General features: G+C 69.6%; 15 protein-coding genes. 8 read left to right on the top strand and 7 right to left on the bottom strand.

Annotated features, from left to right (window positions below; translation table 11 throughout):
• Positions 1 to 26 precede the first annotated feature (26 nt).
• A complete protein-coding gene (locus tag ACFOW8_RS11515; protein WP_378549820.1) occupies positions 27 to 527 on the bottom strand; it encodes a PH domain-containing protein in 501 nt (166 codons plus the stop codon).
• 123 nt (positions 528 to 650) lie between these two features.
• Here ACFOW8_RS11515 and ACFOW8_RS11510 point away from each other — a divergent pair, with 123 nt between their 5' ends.
• Positions 651 to 3,251 (top strand): bifunctional FO biosynthesis protein CofGH, encoded by a 2,601-nt coding sequence (locus ACFOW8_RS11510; RefSeq protein ID WP_378549817.1) that lies wholly within the window; start codon positions 651 to 653, stop codon positions 3,249 to 3,251.
• Here ACFOW8_RS11510 and ACFOW8_RS11505 read toward each other — a convergent pair.
• On the bottom strand, positions 3,238 to 3,567 hold the full coding sequence (locus ACFOW8_RS11505; protein ID WP_378549814.1) for a DUF1905 domain-containing protein: 330 nt from the start codon (positions 3,565 to 3,567) through the stop codon (positions 3,238 to 3,240). The genes ACFOW8_RS11510 and ACFOW8_RS11505 overlap by 14 nt on opposite strands.
• 166 nt (positions 3,568 to 3,733) lie before the next feature.
• Between ACFOW8_RS11505 and fdxA the strand changes: the two genes are divergently transcribed.
• The 3 genes from fdxA to ACFOW8_RS11490 all read left to right on the top strand — a co-directional run bounded on the left by fdxA (position 3,734) and on the right by ACFOW8_RS11490 (position 6,907).
• On the top strand, positions 3,734 to 4,057 hold the full coding sequence (gene fdxA / locus ACFOW8_RS11500) for a ferredoxin (protein WP_110036615.1): 324 nt from the start codon (positions 3,734 to 3,736) through the stop codon (positions 4,055 to 4,057).
• A complete protein-coding gene (dapC, locus tag ACFOW8_RS11495) occupies positions 4,054 to 5,145 on the top strand; it encodes a succinyldiaminopimelate transaminase (protein WP_378549809.1) in 1,092 nt (363 codons plus the stop codon). The genes fdxA and dapC overlap by 4 nt, the downstream gene beginning before the upstream one ends.
• 124 nt (positions 5,146 to 5,269) lie before the next feature.
• On the top strand, positions 5,270 to 6,907 hold the full coding sequence (locus ACFOW8_RS11490) for a GMC oxidoreductase (RefSeq protein ID WP_378549806.1): 1,638 nt from the start codon (positions 5,270 to 5,272) through the stop codon (positions 6,905 to 6,907).
• A gap of 105 nt (positions 6,908 to 7,012) precedes the next feature.
• On the opposite strand, the gene ACFOW8_RS11485 is transcribed toward ACFOW8_RS11490, so the two are convergent.
• On the bottom strand, positions 7,013 to 7,864 hold the full coding sequence (locus ACFOW8_RS11485) for an oxygenase MpaB family protein (protein WP_378549803.1): 852 nt from the start codon (positions 7,862 to 7,864) through the stop codon (positions 7,013 to 7,015).
• A 115-nt stretch (positions 7,865 to 7,979) separates the two neighbouring features.
• Between ACFOW8_RS11485 and ACFOW8_RS11480 the strand changes: the two genes are divergently transcribed.
• Positions 7,980 to 9,401, top strand: a complete 1,422-nt coding sequence (locus ACFOW8_RS11480) for an acyl-CoA synthetase (protein ID WP_378549800.1) — start codon at positions 7,980 to 7,982, stop codon at positions 9,399 to 9,401.
• Here ACFOW8_RS11480 and ACFOW8_RS11475 read toward each other — a convergent pair.
• From ACFOW8_RS11475 to dapD, 4 genes are all read right to left on the bottom strand, one after another.
• Complete coding sequence (locus ACFOW8_RS11475; protein WP_378549797.1) at positions 9,394 to 10,062, bottom strand: molybdopterin-dependent oxidoreductase; 669 nt, start codon at positions 10,060 to 10,062, stop codon at positions 9,394 to 9,396. The two genes, ACFOW8_RS11480 and ACFOW8_RS11475, sit on opposite strands and share 8 nt — an antisense overlap.
• An 84-nt stretch (positions 10,063 to 10,146) precedes the next feature.
• Positions 10,147 to 11,019, bottom strand: a complete 873-nt coding sequence (locus ACFOW8_RS11470) for an RNA polymerase sigma-70 factor (protein ID WP_378549794.1) — start codon at positions 11,017 to 11,019, stop codon at positions 10,147 to 10,149.
• Positions 11,016 to 12,095, bottom strand: coding sequence for an NAD(P)/FAD-dependent oxidoreductase (locus ACFOW8_RS11465; RefSeq protein WP_378549791.1), 1,080 nt, complete (start codon positions 12,093 to 12,095; stop codon positions 11,016 to 11,018). Before ACFOW8_RS11465 ends, ACFOW8_RS11470 begins: the two co-directional genes overlap by 4 nt.
• A gap of 99 nt (positions 12,096 to 12,194) precedes the next feature.
• Positions 12,195 to 13,145: a 2,3,4,5-tetrahydropyridine-2,6-dicarboxylate N-succinyltransferase gene (gene dapD / locus ACFOW8_RS11460; protein WP_378549788.1), complete on the bottom strand. Its 951-nt coding sequence runs from the start codon at positions 13,143 to 13,145 to the stop codon at positions 12,195 to 12,197.
• 129 nt (positions 13,146 to 13,274) lie between these two features.
• Between dapD and dapE the strand changes: the two genes are divergently transcribed.
• The 3 genes from dapE to ACFOW8_RS11445 are packed head-to-tail and all read left to right on the top strand — an operon-like array spanning position 13,275 to position 15,763.
• Positions 13,275 to 14,369, top strand: coding sequence for a succinyl-diaminopimelate desuccinylase (dapE, locus tag ACFOW8_RS11455; protein WP_378549785.1), 1,095 nt, complete (start codon positions 13,275 to 13,277; stop codon positions 14,367 to 14,369).
• A gap of 36 nt (positions 14,370 to 14,405) precedes the next feature.
• Positions 14,406 to 15,209: an LOG family protein gene (locus tag ACFOW8_RS11450; RefSeq protein WP_378549782.1), complete on the top strand. Its 804-nt coding sequence runs from the start codon at positions 14,406 to 14,408 to the stop codon at positions 15,207 to 15,209.
• Positions 15,206 to 15,763 carry an LOG family protein gene (locus ACFOW8_RS11445; RefSeq protein ID WP_378549779.1) on the top strand — a complete coding sequence of 186 codons (558 nt, stop codon included), beginning with the start codon at positions 15,206 to 15,208 and terminating at the stop codon, positions 15,761 to 15,763. The genes ACFOW8_RS11450 and ACFOW8_RS11445 overlap by 4 nt, the downstream gene beginning before the upstream one ends.
• The last annotated feature ends 7 nt before the right edge of the window (positions 15,764 to 15,770 follow it).

Raw genomic sequence — 15,770 nt, 5'->3', positions numbered from 1 at the left:
TCCGTTCGGCACCGACGTCGGCCTGCTCATGTGGCGTCTCCGCGATGCTGCGCGGCGATGGCGGTCAGCCGGGTGACGGTCTGCTCGGCGACCGGCAGGTCGAGCGCGCCGATCTTCACCGCGCCCGCCGAGGAGGCCGTGGTGACGGTGACGGTCGCCAGCCCGAGCAGCCGCTCCAGCGGTCCACGCTCGGTGTCCACCGTCTGGACCCGCGAGATCGGCGCCACCCGCGACTCCTGGTCCAGCCAGCCGACCCGGGTGTACACCGCCTCGTCGGTGACCTCCCACCGGTGCACCGCGTACCGCCACAGCGGCACGACGACCACCCCGAGCACCGCGAGCGCGACCAGCGCCAGCCCGGCGACAACCTGCCAGCCGCGACGCTCACCGTCGAACACCACCCATGCCACCAGCAGGGCGCCCAGGATCAGGATCCCGATGGCGTTCTCCACCGCCCACAGCAGTTTGGCCTTGGAACTCGGACGCCAGGCCGGTTCGGCCAGGATGGTGGAACGCGGCAACGACATGAGGCCATCGTGGCATGCCGGGCCGCCGAGCTCACCCCGCTCGGGAATACACACGGTCGCCGGGAGGGTTGTGGTGGCGACGGGGTGACCACCCGGGGAGCACATTCCGGAAGGAAGTAGCGCATGATCGACGGGGTGACCGACCTTCCGCAGCCGCACGTTCCCCCGCCGCCGCCGACGCCCGCCGCCATGCGCCGGGCGCTGCGCCGCGCCCGCGACGGCGTCACCCTCAACGCCGACGAGGCCACCGTCCTGCTGCACGCCACCGGCGACGACCTCGCCGACCTCTGCGCGAGCGCGGCCAGGGTCCGCGACGCCGGACTCGCCTCGGCGGGGCGACCGGGCACCATCAGCTATTCGCGGAATGTGTTCATCCCGCTCACCAGGCTGTGCCGGGACAAATGCCACTACTGCACCTTCGTCACCGTGCCGGGCAAACTGCGCGCCGAGGGCCACGGCATGTTCCTCGAACCCGACGAGGTGCTCGAGATCGCGAGGGCAGGCGCCGCGCTCGGCTGCAAGGAAGCCCTGTTCACCCTGGGTGACCGGCCGGAGGACCGCTGGCCGGAGGCCGCGCAGTGGCTCGACGAACGCGGCTACGACTCCACCCTCGACTACCTGCGCGCCGTGTCCATCCTCGTGCTGGAGGAGACCGGTCTGCTGCCGCACCTGAATCCGGGCGTGCTGAGCTGGGCCGAGATCGCCAGACTCAAGCCGGTCGCCCAGTCGATGGGCATGATGCTCGAGACCACCGCCACCCGGCTGTTCACCGAGAAGGGGCAGTGCCACTACGGCAGCCCCGACAAGGACCCGGCGGTTCGGTTGCGCGCGATCACCGACGCCGGGCGGCTCTCGGTGCCCTACACCACCGGCATCCTGGTCGGGATCGGCGAGACCCTGGCCGAGCGCGCCGACTCGATCATGGCCATTCGCGCACAGCACCGCGAGTTCGGGCACATCCAGGAGGTGATCGTGCAGAACTTCCGGGCCAAGGACGATACCGCCATGCGCGACACCCCCGATGCCGATGTCGCCGAGTTCCTGGCGACCGTCGCGGTGACCAGGCTGCTGCTCGGCCCCGACGTCCCGGTGCAGGCGCCGCCGAACCTGGTGTCGCACAGCGATTGCCGCGCCCTCATCGACGCGGGCATCGACGACTGGGGCGGGGTGTCACCGGTGACGGTCGACCACGTGAACCCCGAGCGGCCGTGGCCGAACCTGGACACTCTGCGCGAGATCACCGAGTCGGCGGGCTTCACCCTGGTCGAGCGCACCTCCGCGCATCCGAAATACGTGCGGGCAGGCCACCCGTGGATCGACCCGCGCATCGGCGCGCACGTCGCCGCGCTCACCGACCCGGCGACCGGGCTGGCCAGGCCGGACGCGCTGCCGGTCGGCCTGCCCTGGCAGGAGCCGGACGAGTCGTGGGATTCGATGGGCCGCGTCGACCTCAACACCGCCATCGACACCGAGGGCCGAAACACCGAGAGCCGCAGCGATTCCGGGCTCGGCCAGGAGGTGGTCGGTGCCTTCGGCGACTGGGAGACCATCCGCGAACACGCCCGCGATCTGGCCACCACCGCGCCGGAGCGGTTGGATTCCGAGGTGCTCGCAGCCCTGCGCGCCGCCGAGCACGACCCCGCGGGGCTCACCGACGACCAGTACCTCACGCTGGCGACCGCCGACGGGGTGAACCTCGACGCCATCGCGGCACTGGCCGATTCGCTGCGCCAGGCGGTCAACGGTGACGAGGTCACCTATGTGGTGAACCGGAACATCAACTTCACCAACATCTGCTACACCGGCTGCCGATTCTGCGCGTTCGCCCAGCGCAAGGGCGACGCCGACGCGTTCACCCTGAGCACCGACGAGGTCGCCGACCGCGCCTGGGAAGCCCACGTCGACGGCGCCACCGAGATCTGCATGCAGGGCGGCATCGACCCGGAACTGCCCGTCACCGGCTACGCCGACCTGGTCCGCGCGATCAAGCGGCGGGTGCCCGGCATGCATGTGCACGCGTTCAGCCCGATGGAGATCGTCAACGGGGCCTCGCGCGGCGGCCAGAGCATCCACGACTGGCTCTCGGCACTGAAAGAGGCCGGGCTCGACTCGATTCCTGGCACGGCGGCGGAGATCCTCGACGACGAGGTGCGCTGGGTGCTCACCAAGGGCAAGCTGCCCACCTCCGCCTGGATCGAGGTGATCACCACCGCGCACCGGCTCGGTATCCCGTCGAGCTCGACCATGATGTACGGCCACGTCGACAATCCGAAGCACTGGGTGGGGCACCTGCGGGTGCTGCGCGGCATCCAGGACGAGACCGGCGGCTTCACCGAATTCGTCCCGCTGCCGTTCGTGCACCAGAGCGCCCCGCTGTACCTGGCCGGCGCGGCGCGGCCAGGCCCGACCAACCGCGACAACCGCGCGGTGCACGCCCTTGCCCGCATCATGCTGCACGGCCGCATCGACAACATCCAGACCAGCTGGGTCAAGCTCGGCACCGTCGGCACCCAGATGATGCTCACCGGCGGCGCCAACGACCTCGGCGGGACCCTGATGGAGGAGACCATCTCCCGGATGGCGGGCTCGCAGCACGGGTCGGCCAAGACCGTGGCCGAGCTGGCCGAGGTCGCGGCGGGGATCGGTCGGCCGGTGCGTGAGCGCACCACGGTCTACGGCACGGCGCCGGCCAAGCCGGTGGCCCTGCCGCTCACGATCGGTTAGGACGGAGGTGCTCGGGTCGGCGCCCGGTGCGCAGATGGACGTGAACGTGGTCCTGCGCATCGATCCGTTCGGCGCGCAGCACCGCCTTCTTCATCGGCAACAGGTACGTGCCGCGAGCCTTGTCGGGGAACAGGGAGGTGGACCAGGTGGTGCCGCCGACGGTGACGGTGACCGGCACCGCGCCGAAGCCGGGACCGGTGCGCGGGTGGCGATCGGCGATGTCGTCGGCGCACGATTCCGGCAGCGAGACGAAGTGCCACGACCCTGCGTCGTGCAGCCACACCCGCGCGGTGAAATCATAGGCGTCGGAGCTCATGGGCGAAGGCTAGGCCGGGGCACCGACATCGGCGGCGTTGCCGACCTCTATCGGGTGATCGATGGTGTGAGTTAGGGCAGGCTGACCTGGGACTGGGGTGTGGTCTCGGGATAGGGTTTCGGTGGCGGAGTTCCACCGCAGGCAAGGACAGACTAGGAGAACGGCAGTGCCGTACATCATCGCTGAACCGTGCGTTGACGTGAAGGACAAGGCGTGCATCGAGGAATGCCCCGTGGATTGCATCTACGAGGGTGGCCGCATGCTGTACATCCAACCCGACGAGTGCGTTGACTGTGGTGCGTGTGAGCCGGTCTGCCCGGTGGAGGCGATCTTCTACGAGGACGACACCCCGGACCAGTGGAGCGGCTACATCAACGCCAACGTCGACTTCTTCGACGAGCTCGGTTCCCCCGGTGGCGCCACCAAGGTCGGTGTGGTCGACTACGACCCGCCGTTCATCAAGGCGCTGCCGCCCATGGCCGAAGAATGAGGGTCAGCTCGCTGCTGCCCGATTTCCCCTGGGACACGATCGCCGCGGTCAAGGCGAAGGCGGCCGCGCATCCCGGCGGGTTGGTCGACCTGTCGGTCGGCACCCCGGTCGACCCGGTCGACCCGCTGATCCAGGCGGCGCTGAGCTCGGTCGCCGAGGTGCCGGGCTATCCGACCACGCACGGCACGCCTGAGCTGCGTGCCGCCGCCGTCGCCGCGCTGGCGCGGCGGTTCGGGGTCACCGGCGTCGAGGAATCGGCGGTGCTGCCGGTGATCGGCACCAAGGAGCTCATCGCAGGCCTGCCGCGGCTGCTCGGTCTCGGTGCCGACGATCTGGTCGTGATCCCCGAGATCGCGTACCCCACCTATGAGGTCGGCGCCCTGCTCGCCGGTGCCAAGCCGTGGCGCGCCGACGGGCTCACCCAGATCGGGCCGCAGAATCCCGCGCTGATCTTCGTGAACTCGCCATCGAACCCCACCGGCAAGGTGCTCGGGCTCGAACACCTGCGCAAGGTCGTCGCGTTCGCCCGTGAACGCGGCGCCGTGGTGGCCTCCGACGAGTGCTATCTGGGGCTCACCTGGGCCGGCGAGGCGCTGTCGATCCTCGATCCGCGCGTGTGCGACGGCGACCACACCGGTCTGCTGGCGATCCATTCGCTGTCGAAGACCTCGAATCTGGCCAGCTACCGCGCCGGGTTCGTCGCCGGTGACCCGGAACTGGTCGCCGAGCTGCTCGAGGTGCGCAAGCACTCCGGGATGATGCTGCCGCTGCCGATCCAGGCCGCCATGACCGCGGCGCTGACCGACGACGAGCACGAGGCCGCCCAGCGCGAGCGTTACCGCACCCGCCGCGAGATCCTGCGAAAGGCGTTGCAGGAAGCCGGTTTCCGGATCGACTACTCCGATGCGGGCCTGTATCTGTGGGCCACGCGGGGCGAGGCGTGCAGGCACACCCTCGACTGGCTCGCCGAGCGTGGAATCCTCGCCGCCCCCGGCGATTTCTACGGTCCGCGCTCCCCGGAGCACGTCCGCATCGCCCTTACCGCGACCGACGAACGCGTCGCGGCCGCGGCCGAACGGCTGGCCTGAACCCCCGCTTCCGCAAACCCCGGGCACGCGCGTGTCCGGGGTTTCGTTTGTCCGAAACATGTTCGCTTCACTGAATGTCTCGGTATAACAGGTTCTCATTGTAGTCTCGATGAGGAGCCGCTCCGTGCGTGATTTCGTGTATGAAAAGCCAGGTAGTAACCGCTATGCCGGGGGTATCTCCCGCCGCGGGTTCCTGGCTGCAACAGGTTTCATAGTCGGCGTGGCGGCGCTGGGCAGTCGTGCGACGGCGTCGGCGGAGCCCGCGATCGACGGCGCCCAGGTCCCCGCCCTGGTGATCGGCAGCGGCTACGGCGGCGCGGTGGCCGCGCTGCGCCTGGCCCAGGCCGGGGTCGACGTGCTGATCGCCGAGATGGGGATGTCCTGGACCGAGCCCGGCCCCGACGGCGACATCTTCTGCCCGGTACTGAAGCCCGACGGCCGTTCGTACTGGCTGCGCGAGACCACCGATCAGCCGGTGGGCTACTTCATGGGTGGGTCCTACAACAAGGACATCGATCGCTACACCGGCGTGCTCGACTCCGAGAAATTCAGCGGCATCCGTGTCTACCAGGGTCGCGGTGTCGGCGGTGGATCGCTGGTCAACGGCGGCATGGCGGTCACGCCGAAGCGGGAGAACTTCGCCGCCATCCTGCCGTCGGTGAATGCCGAGGAAATGTATGCCACCTACTACCCGCGCGCCAATTCCGCGCTCGGCGTGAACCATATCGACCAGAACTGGTTCGAGTCCGCCGAGTGCTACAAGTTCGCGCGGGTGGGCCGCAAGCACGCCGAAAGGTCCGGCTTCGACTGGACTTTCGTGCCCAATGTGTACGACTTCGAGTACATGAAGAAGGAGCAGGCGAATACCGTGCGCCGGTCCGCGCTGGCCGGTGAGGTGATCTATGGCAACAACGCGGGCAAGCGGTCGTTGGACAAGACCTATCTCGCGGCGGCCACCGGCACCGGGAAAGTGACCATCGCCGCTCAGCACATGGTCACCGCGGTCCGTCCGAGCGGCGGCGGCTACGAGGTGGAACTGGCCCAGATCGATACGCAGGGCGCCACCGTCACCACCAAGAAGGTTGTCGCGCAACGGGTCTTCTTCGCGGCGGGCAGCGTCGGCACGAGCAAGCTGCTGGTGTCGATGAAGGCGCAGGGGCAGCTCGGCGACCTGTCCGACGCGGTCGGGCAGAACTGGGGCAACAACGGCAACGTCATGGTGGGCCGCGCCAACCATATGTGGGACGGCACCGGCACGCTGCAATCGGCCATGCCCTGCCTCGGCATCGACAACTGGGCCGACGCGGGTGGCCCCGCCTTCGCTGAGGTAGCGCCGTTCCCGGCCGGCCTGGAAACCTATGTGAGCCTGTACCTGGCGATCACCAAGAACCCGATCCGGGCGAAGTTCACCTTCGACTCCGGCACCGGCAAGGTCGACCTGAACTGGCAGACCGCCTGGAACCAGTCCTCGATCGACGCCGCCAAACGCATCTTCGACAAGATCAACAAGAAGGAGGGCACGATCTACCGCACCGACCTGTTCGGTGTCTACAAGACCTGGGGCGACGACTTCACCTACCACCCGCTCGGCGGCTGCGTCCTGAACGAGGCCACCGACAATTACGGCCGCCTGCACGGCTACCAGGGCCTTTACGTCATCGACGGCGCCTTGATCCCGGGCAACACCAGTGTGAATCCCTTCGTCACCATCACCGCCCTTGCCGAGCGCAATATCGAGCGGATCATCGCCGACGATCTCTGATCTCGCGCCCGGCCGCCGCCGAACCCGCGCTGGGCGTGCACAATCGGCCCGTGTGGAGCTGTTCGCATCCATCGGGCGCGTTTGTGTGCGAGCAGCGGGGGGGGGCTAGATGAGCGGCTTCCCCCGGCGCTGCCGACGGCGCATATCGGCCAGCGTGGCATTGAACGGAAAGTTGCGGATCACACGTGGCATTCGCTCCGAGACCATGCCGGTGGTCCGCATCAGGCGGTTCAGTCTGCGCTCGTCGCGCTCGGTCCAGGTCAGGTCCATCTCCGCGCGCAGACGCGCGGGGAGCAGGCCGGTGGTGAACCAGCGGTGGAAGCGGGCGAAGAGCAAGCGGATCGGCGGGCTCACCATCTTCAGGTCGAGCAGGCGGTCGAAGTAGGCCTTGATGGTGGGGTCGATGCTGGTGCGCGGCAGGTTCTCGGCCCAGTAGGCGTCGAACGCGGCACGGTCGGCGGGCCACATCTCGCGCGGTACCTGCAGGGTGGTGCCCAGGTGGTGGGCGTAGCCGTAGAAGGTGTCGGCGATATCGTCGGGGACGGGGCCGTAGAGGCGGCGCATCACATCGACCGAACCCCAGTACAGGCAGGCGGCCACCCACAACTGCAGGTTCTTGTCGAAGGCGTTGTACTGCACCGGGCTCTCGGCGGTGGAGCGCACGTACTTGTGCGCGCCGTTGACCGCGGTACGGAAGGCGGCGCGATCGGCGTCGTCGCCCATCAGCGCCACCGACAGGTAGGTGAGCGTGGTGCGTGTTCGTTTCACCGGATGGCGCATGATGCTGCCGCTGTGCACGCGCGATTCGGCCACGCCGTAGCCGACCGGCGGCAGGCTCAGCTGCATGATCACGTTGGCGGTCGCGCCGTAGAAGGCGGCGGCTCCGTCGATGTAGTCCCGGATGTCGAAGTCCGCCGGTTCGGAGTGCCGCGAACGCGAGCGAGCGAGGATGGTCATCGTTGACCCCATTTTCATCGGTGAGAGAACTATACAAAGAATGTCTCATCACGTCGACGGGGTGTCAACGGACGGCGGCCTGCCGGTCCGAGCCCGCTCGCGTTAGCGTGGACGGATGTCCTACGGTCCGCCGCTGTTGCTCGCCTCGCTGAATCCGGCCGCCATCGCCGCCGGGGCCGACATTCCCGACGCCGTCACCATCGATGATGCCACGCTGTCCCGGTCGGATCTGCTCGGTGCGGCGACCTCGGTGGCCGAGCGGATCGCCCGCGCCGACCGCGTGGCGGTACTGGCGGAGCCGACCGTACGAACCGTGCTCGCGGTGGTCGGCTGCCTGATCGCGGGGGTGACCGTGGTGCCGGTGCCGCCCGATTCCGGTGCCGCCGAACTCGAGCACATCCTGCGCGATTCCGGTGCCCAGGCCTGGCTCGGCGCTGCACCGGACGGCACCGGGCTGCCGGTGGTGCCGGTGCGCCTGCACGCCAGGTCCTGGCACACCTACCCGGAGCCGGACCCGGCCTCGACCGCGTTCATCCTCTACACCTCCGGCACCACCGGCGCGCCCAAGGGCGTGATGCTGAGCCGCGCCGCCATCGCCGCCGGGCTCGACGCGCTCGCCGAGGCGTGGGACTGGACCTGGAAAGACACGCTCGTGCACGGGCTTCCGCTGTTCCATGTGCACGGCCTGATTCTCGGGCTGCTCGGTCCGCTGCGGGTCGGCAGCCCGGTGATCCACACCGGAAAGCCCACCCCGGAGGCGTACGCGGCGGCGGGCGGCACGCTGTACTTCGGCGTGCCGACGGTGTGGTCGCGGGTGGTCGAGAAGCCGGAGCTGGCACGGGAACTGGGGAAGGCGCGGCTGCTGGTCTCGGGGAGCGCACCCCTGCCGGTGCCGGTGTTCGAGCGGCTGACCGAACTCACCGGGCAGGCGCCGGTGGAGCGGTACGGCATGAGCGAAACCATGATCACCCTGTCGACCCGCGCGGACGGCGAGCGCAGGCCCGGCTGGGTCGGCACGCCGGTGCGCGGAGTGCGGACCCGGCTGCGTGACGAGGCGGGCGAGCCGGTCCCGCACGACGGTGAGAGCATCGGCGGACTGCAGGTGCGCGGCCCGATGCTGTTCGACGGCTACCTGAACCGCCCCGACGCCACCGCCGCCGACTGGACCGACGACGGCTGGTTCCGCACCGGCGACGTCGCCGTGATCGACGCCGACGGCCGGCACCGGATCGTCGGCCGCGAATCCATCGACCTGATCAAGTCCGGCGGCTACCGGATCGGTGCGGGGGAGATCGAGACCGCGCTGCTCGGGCATCCCGCGGTGGCCGAGGTCGCGGTGGTCGGTCTGCCCGATGACGACCTCGGGCAGCGCATCGTCGCCTTCGTCGTGGCGCGCGACGGTGGGGTCGATGCCGCCGAGTTGATCGCCCATGTGGGCGAACAGGTCTCGGCGCACAAGCGGCCGCGCGAGATCCGCTTCGTCGACGCGCTGCCGCGCAATGCCATGGGCAAGGTGCAGAAGAAGCTGCTCAGCTGAGCGGGCGCACGGTGCTGCCCTTGGCGCTGAGTCGCCGGATCGGCCCGATCAGCCGGTGGTAGATCGGGCGGATGATCCGTCCGGGTAGATAGCGATGGCGCTCCTCCGCCCAGACTCTGGCCCTGCGGTGTCCGGCCAGTGGGGAGAACCGGTCGGGATCGGGCGGCGCGGTGGTGTGGAATTCGATGCGGCACAGATGTTTCGTATTGACGAAGCCGTACTGGCTCGGGCTCACCAGGCGCAGCGGCGCGCCGTGGTCGCTGTCGAGCGGCGCGCCGTCGAGGTGGTCGGCGATGAGTACGTCGTCGGCCATGGCGTCGTCGAGCAGGGCCACCGACCGGTAGCCGTCGAGTCCGGCGAAGACCACGTGGCTGATCGGTGCGGTGGTCACCGGTGCGACCCGCTCGCGGTACAGCGTGGCGAACGGTGTTCCCGCCCATCGCAAGTCGGTCGCGGTCCAGCCCGCGACACAGTGGAAATCGGCGACCTGCTCGCGACGTGGCAGTTCGGCGAGATCGTCGAGCGACAGGGTGCGCGGCTCGCGCAGCGCCCCGGCGAGCTCGAGCGTCGGGTTCGGCGGGACCGGTGGTGGCGGGTGGTGCAGGTGGGTGCCGAAGCGGGGAAATCCGTCGATCTCGCGTTGACCAGGGGGGAGTGGCATGCCCAACCTCCAATTATACGGTTCCGTATAGGAGTTGAGCGTAGTGCGCGAACCCGGCCGAGTCGAGACCTGGTGAGCGCGATCTCAGCCGGGAATCCGCACCGTGGCCAGCTTCTCGGGATTGCGCACGCAATACACCGCGGTGATCCGGTCGCCGGTCACCTCGATCGCGGTCACATTGTCGAGCGCGCCGTCGAGGGTCGCCACCACCGCGGGCATGCTGTTGTAGACGCCGAAATGGATTCCCACCTCGCCCATCCCGCTGCCCTTGCGCAACAACCCGACCACCAACCTCGCCACCCTGTCCGGTCCGACGACCGGCCTGCGCGTCGTGTTGACCAGCCCGCCGCCGTCCCCGAGATAGACCACATCGGGCGAGAGCACGTCCATCAGCGCCTGCACGTCGCCACCGGCGGCGGCCACCAGGAACCGTTCGGTCACCGACCGCGCCTGCTCCGGTGTCGCGACGGCGGTGTGCCGCTTCTCGTGCACCCGTTCCCGCGCGCGCTGATTCAGCTGGCGCACGGCGGCTTCCGACTTCCCGACGGCCGCCGCGATCTCGGCGTACCCGAAAGCGAACACCTCGCGCAGCACGAACACCGCCCGCTGTACCGGGGTCAGCGTCTCCAGTACCAGCAGCATCGCCGTGGTCACCGCCTCGCCGGTGAGCACGTGCTCGACCCCGCCCTCCGAGGACGCGGCGAGCGGTTCGGGCAGCCACGGCCCGATGTATTCCTCGCGCTTACGCGCCGACGCGCGGAGCACACCGATGGCCTGCCTGGTGACGATCGTGGCCAGGTAGGCCCGTGGGTGCTCCACCGTCGTGTGGTCCACCTCGCGCCAGCGCAGGTAACTGTCCTGCAATACGTCCTCGGCGTCGACGACCGAGCCGAGGATCTCGTAGGCGATCGAGAACAGCAGTCGGCGATTGGCGGCGAACTCGTCGGCCCCGGTCATCGCGGTCGGCCCGGCGCGGCCATGGCGAAGCCGGTGCGCGCGCTCCACGCGGCGTAGCGAACGATGCGCTCCTTGGTGAACGCCGCGAGCCGGCCCGCGTACGACACCGGCAGCGGCCGGTCGTCGAGCCGGGTGGCCTGGACGAGGGCATCGCGGCGCCCCAGGCTCAGTGCCTGGCCCGCGTAGCCCATCGCGAAGGGCTTCGGCGTGCGTCCCGCGATAGTCCTGGCCAGCGTATCGGCGGCGTGCATGGCCTGCGGCGCCGCGGTGGCGCAGGCCATCCGCGTGCCTGGCACGGCGGCGCAATCGCCGACCGCGAAGATTCGGTCGTCGCTGACGCTGCGCAGGCAGGCGTCGACGAGCGCGCGTCCGGTCCCGTCGACCGCGAGACCGCTGCGTGCGGCCAGTTCCGGCACCGACCCGACGATGGCCCACAGCGTCAGCGCCGACGCTTGCGCCCCTCCCGTGCGCAGTACCACGGCGCCGTCGACGATCTCGGTGACTTCGTCGACGACGATCCGCACGCCGAGCCGGCCGAGCGTGCGCTCGACCTTGCGCCGTCCACCGGCGGACAGGCTCGCCCCCAGCTCCGGCCCGACCAGGAGAACCCGCAGGTCGGGCCGGGATTCGGCGATCTCTGCCGCGGTCTCGATGCCGGTGAGCCCGCCACCGATCACGGTCACCGCGCTGTCGGCGGGCAGGTCGTCGAGCGCGGTGCGGGCCTGTTCGGCGCCCTCCCAGCTGTCGATGCCGATCGCGCCGGGCAGCGGGGTGCTCGTGCTGCCCACCGCGAGGAACAGGTGGTCGAAATCGAAAGCCCTGCCGTCGTCGAGCGTGACGGCACCGTCGCCGATCTTGTCCACGGTGCCGAGGTGGCAGGTGATGCCGTCGGCGAGCATGTCGCCGAGCGGCCGCGCCGCCGACCCCGACCCGGCGAGCTGTTCGTGCAGCCGCACCCGCTCGACGAACTCCTGGCGCGGATTCACCACCGTGATCCGCGCGTCCGGCACCTTCTTCGCCAGCCGGTTCGCCGCGACCGTACCCGCGTACCCCGCTCCGACCACCACGATGTTCATCTCAGTCTCCTGCCGTCGGTTTTCGCCTTCGACCATGAGATGCGCGTGCGGGCAGGTTCGTGATGGTGATCTGGGCCACAGCCGCAAGGGCGGCGGGACTCAGTCGTTGGCGTGCAGTGCGGCGTTGAGCTCGATGCCGGTGCCCTTGCGCGGCACGACCTCCACGGCGCCGGTGGTGGAGTTGCGGCGGAACAGCAGGTTGTCCTTGCCCGCCAGGGTCGCCGCCTTGACCACGGTGCCGTCGGGCGCGGTGACCTTGGTGCCCGCGGTCAGGTACAGGCCCGCCTCGAGCACGCAGTCGTTGCCGAGCGGGATGCCGAGACCGGCGTTGGCGCCGAGCAGGGAGCGCTCGCCGACCGAGATGACGGTGGTGCCGCCGCCGGACAGGGTGCCCATGGTGGAGGCACCGCCGCCGATATCGGAGCCGTCGCCGACCACAACGCCCGCGGAGATGCGGCCCTCCACCATCGAGGTGCCGAGGGTGCCCGCGTTGAAGTTGACGAAGCCCTCGTGCATGACGGTGGTGCCCGTGGCCAGGTGGGCGCCGAGCCGCACGCGGTCGGCGTCGCCGATGCGCACGCCGGAGGGCACCACGTAGTCGACCATCCTGGGGAACTTGTCGACGCTGAGCACGGTGACCGGGCCGCGGGCGCGCAGCTTCAGCCTGGTCTGCTCGAAGCCCTCCACCGCGCACGGGCCGTGGTTGGTCCACACGACATTGCTGAGCAGGCCGAACTGGCCGTCGAGGTTGAGTCCGTGCGGCCGCACGAGCCGGTGCGAGAGCAGGTGCAGGCGCAGATACACATCGTGCGCGTCGACCGGGGCGGCCGACAGGTCGGCGATCGTGGTGCGGACCGCGATCACCTCGACCCCGCGCGCCGCGTCGGCCCCGAGCAGCTCGGCGAACTCGGCGGCCTCGGCCGCGTCGATCCGCTTGGAGCCGGTCTCGGTGAACTCGCCCAGCTCGGGGCTGGGGTACCAGGTGTCGAGGACGGTGCCGTCCGAGGTGACGTTCGCGATGCCGACTGCGGTTGCTCCCTGAATACTCACGAGCCTCATTTTGCCGGTTCCGCGCGCGAAAGTGTCGGCCACCCCCGCGGACCGTGCACCGGGAACGTCCAGGGGTTCGGGCGGCCTGCGTGACGACCGGGGGACCTGGGTCCGTACTAGGGTCGAGATGTGAACCTCGATCTGCGCGCCGACCCTATTCAGCTGACTGCCGACCTCGTCGATGTGCCGAGTGTGTCGCGGGACGAGGCCGAGATCGCGGATCTGGTCGAGCGGGCGTTGCGGGAACAGACCACGGGGTTCGAGGTGCTGCGGCACGGCAATGTGGTGCTGGCCCGCACCCGGCGTGGGCTGCCGACGCGGGTGATCCTGGCCGGGCACCTGGATACGGTGCCGATCGCCGACAATGTCCCGAGCAGACCCGACGAGGTGGACGGTGAGCCGGTGCTGTTCGGCTGCGGCACCGTCGACATGAAGTCCGGCGACGCGGTCTTCCTGCACCTGGCCGCCACCATCGCCGACCCGGCACACGACCTGACGCTGATCTTCTACGACGGCGAGGAGATCGCCGCCGAATTCAACGGCCTCGGCCATATCGAACGCGACCTGCCCGACTGGCTCGACGGCGATCTGGCCATTCTCGGCGAACCCTCCGGCGGCTGGATCGAGGCGGGCTGCCAGGGCACGCTGCGGATGCGGCTGAGCACCGCCGGTGTGCGCGCGCACTCGGCGCGGGCCTGGCTCGGCGTGAACGCGATCCACGCGCTGGCCCCGGTGCTGGAGCGGCTCTCGGCCTACCGGGCGCGCGAGGTCGATATCGATGGCTGTGTCTACCGCGAGGGCCTGTCGGCGGTGCGAGTCTCGGGCGGGGTCGCGGGCAATGTGGTGCCCGACGTCGCCGAGGTCGACGTGAACTTCCGCTTCGCGCCGGACCGCACCGTCGAGCAGGCCATCGCCCACGTGCGCGAGGTCTTCGCGGGCCTGGACGTGCGCTTCGAGGTCACCGACTCCTCGCCCGGCGCCCTGCCGGGGCTCACCGCGCCCGCGGCCCGCACCCTGATCGACTCGGTCAACGCGCACGGCGGTGGCGGGGTGCGGGCCAAGTACGGCTGGACCGACGTCTCGCGCTTCGCCGCGCGCGGCATCCCGGCGGTCAACTTCGGGCCCGGCGACCCGAACCTGGCACACAAGCGCGACGAACATGTCCCGCTGGCCCAGATCACGGCCGTCACCGCGATGCTGCGCACCTACCTGTCAGCCCGCTGACGACTGGCGGTAAATCCGGGCAAGTAGCGTGGTGGCATGTCTACCGATTCCGCTGACCAGGCCGGGAAGGTCAAACCGACGGCGAAGTTCCGGGGGCCGGTGATGTTCCGGCGCGAACGCAAGCCGGGCGTACGGACCGCCGATCGAAACCTTCTCGATTCCCGGCAGGACAGCGACTGGGTACACACCGACCCGTGGCGGGTGCTGCGCATCCAGGCCGAATTCGTCGAGGGTTTCGGCGCGCTCGCCGAGGTGCCACCCGCCGTCACTGTGTTCGGTTCGGCGCGCACCCCGAGCACCGATCCCGAGTACGCGGCCGGGCTGGCGATCGGCGCCGCGCTCACCGAGGCCGGTTTCGCGGTGATCACCGGCGGCGGGCCCGGCGCGATGGAGGCGGCCAACCGCGGGTCATCGGAGGCGGGCGGCTACTCGATCGGGCTCGGCATCGAGCTGCCGTTCGAGCAGGGTCTCAACGACTGGGTCGACCTGGGGATCAACTTCCGCTACTTCTTCGTCCGCAAGACCATGTTCGTGAAGTACTCGCAGGCCTTCGTCTGCCTCCCCGGCGGTTTCGGCACCCTCGACGAACTGTTCGAGGCGCTCACCCTGGTGCAGACCCGCAAGATCACCCGGTTCCCGATCATCCTGTTCGGCACGCGGTACTGGTCGGGCCTGGTCGACTGGATGCGCGACTCGCTGGCAGGCTCGGGCAAGATCTCGCCGGCGGATCTGGACCTGATCCAGCTCACCGACAGCGTCGAGGAGGTCGTCGCGATCGTCAAGGGCGCCACCGGCGATCACTCCGAGATCGAGCGGCTCGGCACCGAGGACCAGTGGTGAGCGCACCGTACTCCGTCTGCGTCTACTGTTCCGCGAGCACCACCGATCCCGGCCTGCTGCGGCTGGCCGCCAGTACCGGCACCGAGATCGCCCGGCGCGGGTGGCAGCTGGTGTCCGGCGGTGGGCACGTGTCGATGATGGGCGCGGTCGCCACGGCGGCGCGGGCCGGTGGCGCGCACACCGTCGGCGTGATCCCGAAACATCTGGTGCACAAGGAAGTCGCCGATGTCGATGCCGACGAGCTGGTGGTCACCGACACCATGCGTCAGCGCAAACGGCTGATGGAGGAGCGCGCGGACGCGTTCCTCGCGCTGCCGGGTGGCATCGGCACGCTCGAGGAGTTCTTCGAGACATGGACCGGCGGCTATCTCGGCGAGCACAGTAAACCGCTGGTGGTGCTCGACGCGGACGGCTTCTACAGCGGGCTCTTCCGCTGGATCGGTGAACTGTCCGATCGCGGAATGGTGCCCGGCCCCGCGCTGGACCACATCATCGTGGCGACCGACCTGCCTGCGGCCTTCGCGGCACTGGAACCGGCTGCGGCCCAAGGCTAGAGGAGTA

The sequence above is a fragment of the Nocardia rhizosphaerae genome, assembly GCF_042650365.1.
In the GTDB taxonomy this organism is placed as follows: Bacteria; Actinomycetota; Actinomycetes; order Mycobacteriales; family Mycobacteriaceae; genus Nocardia; species Nocardia rhizosphaerae.
The sequence above is the reverse complement of the archived record's forward strand: the minus strand, read 5'-3'. Positions and strand labels throughout refer to the sequence as shown.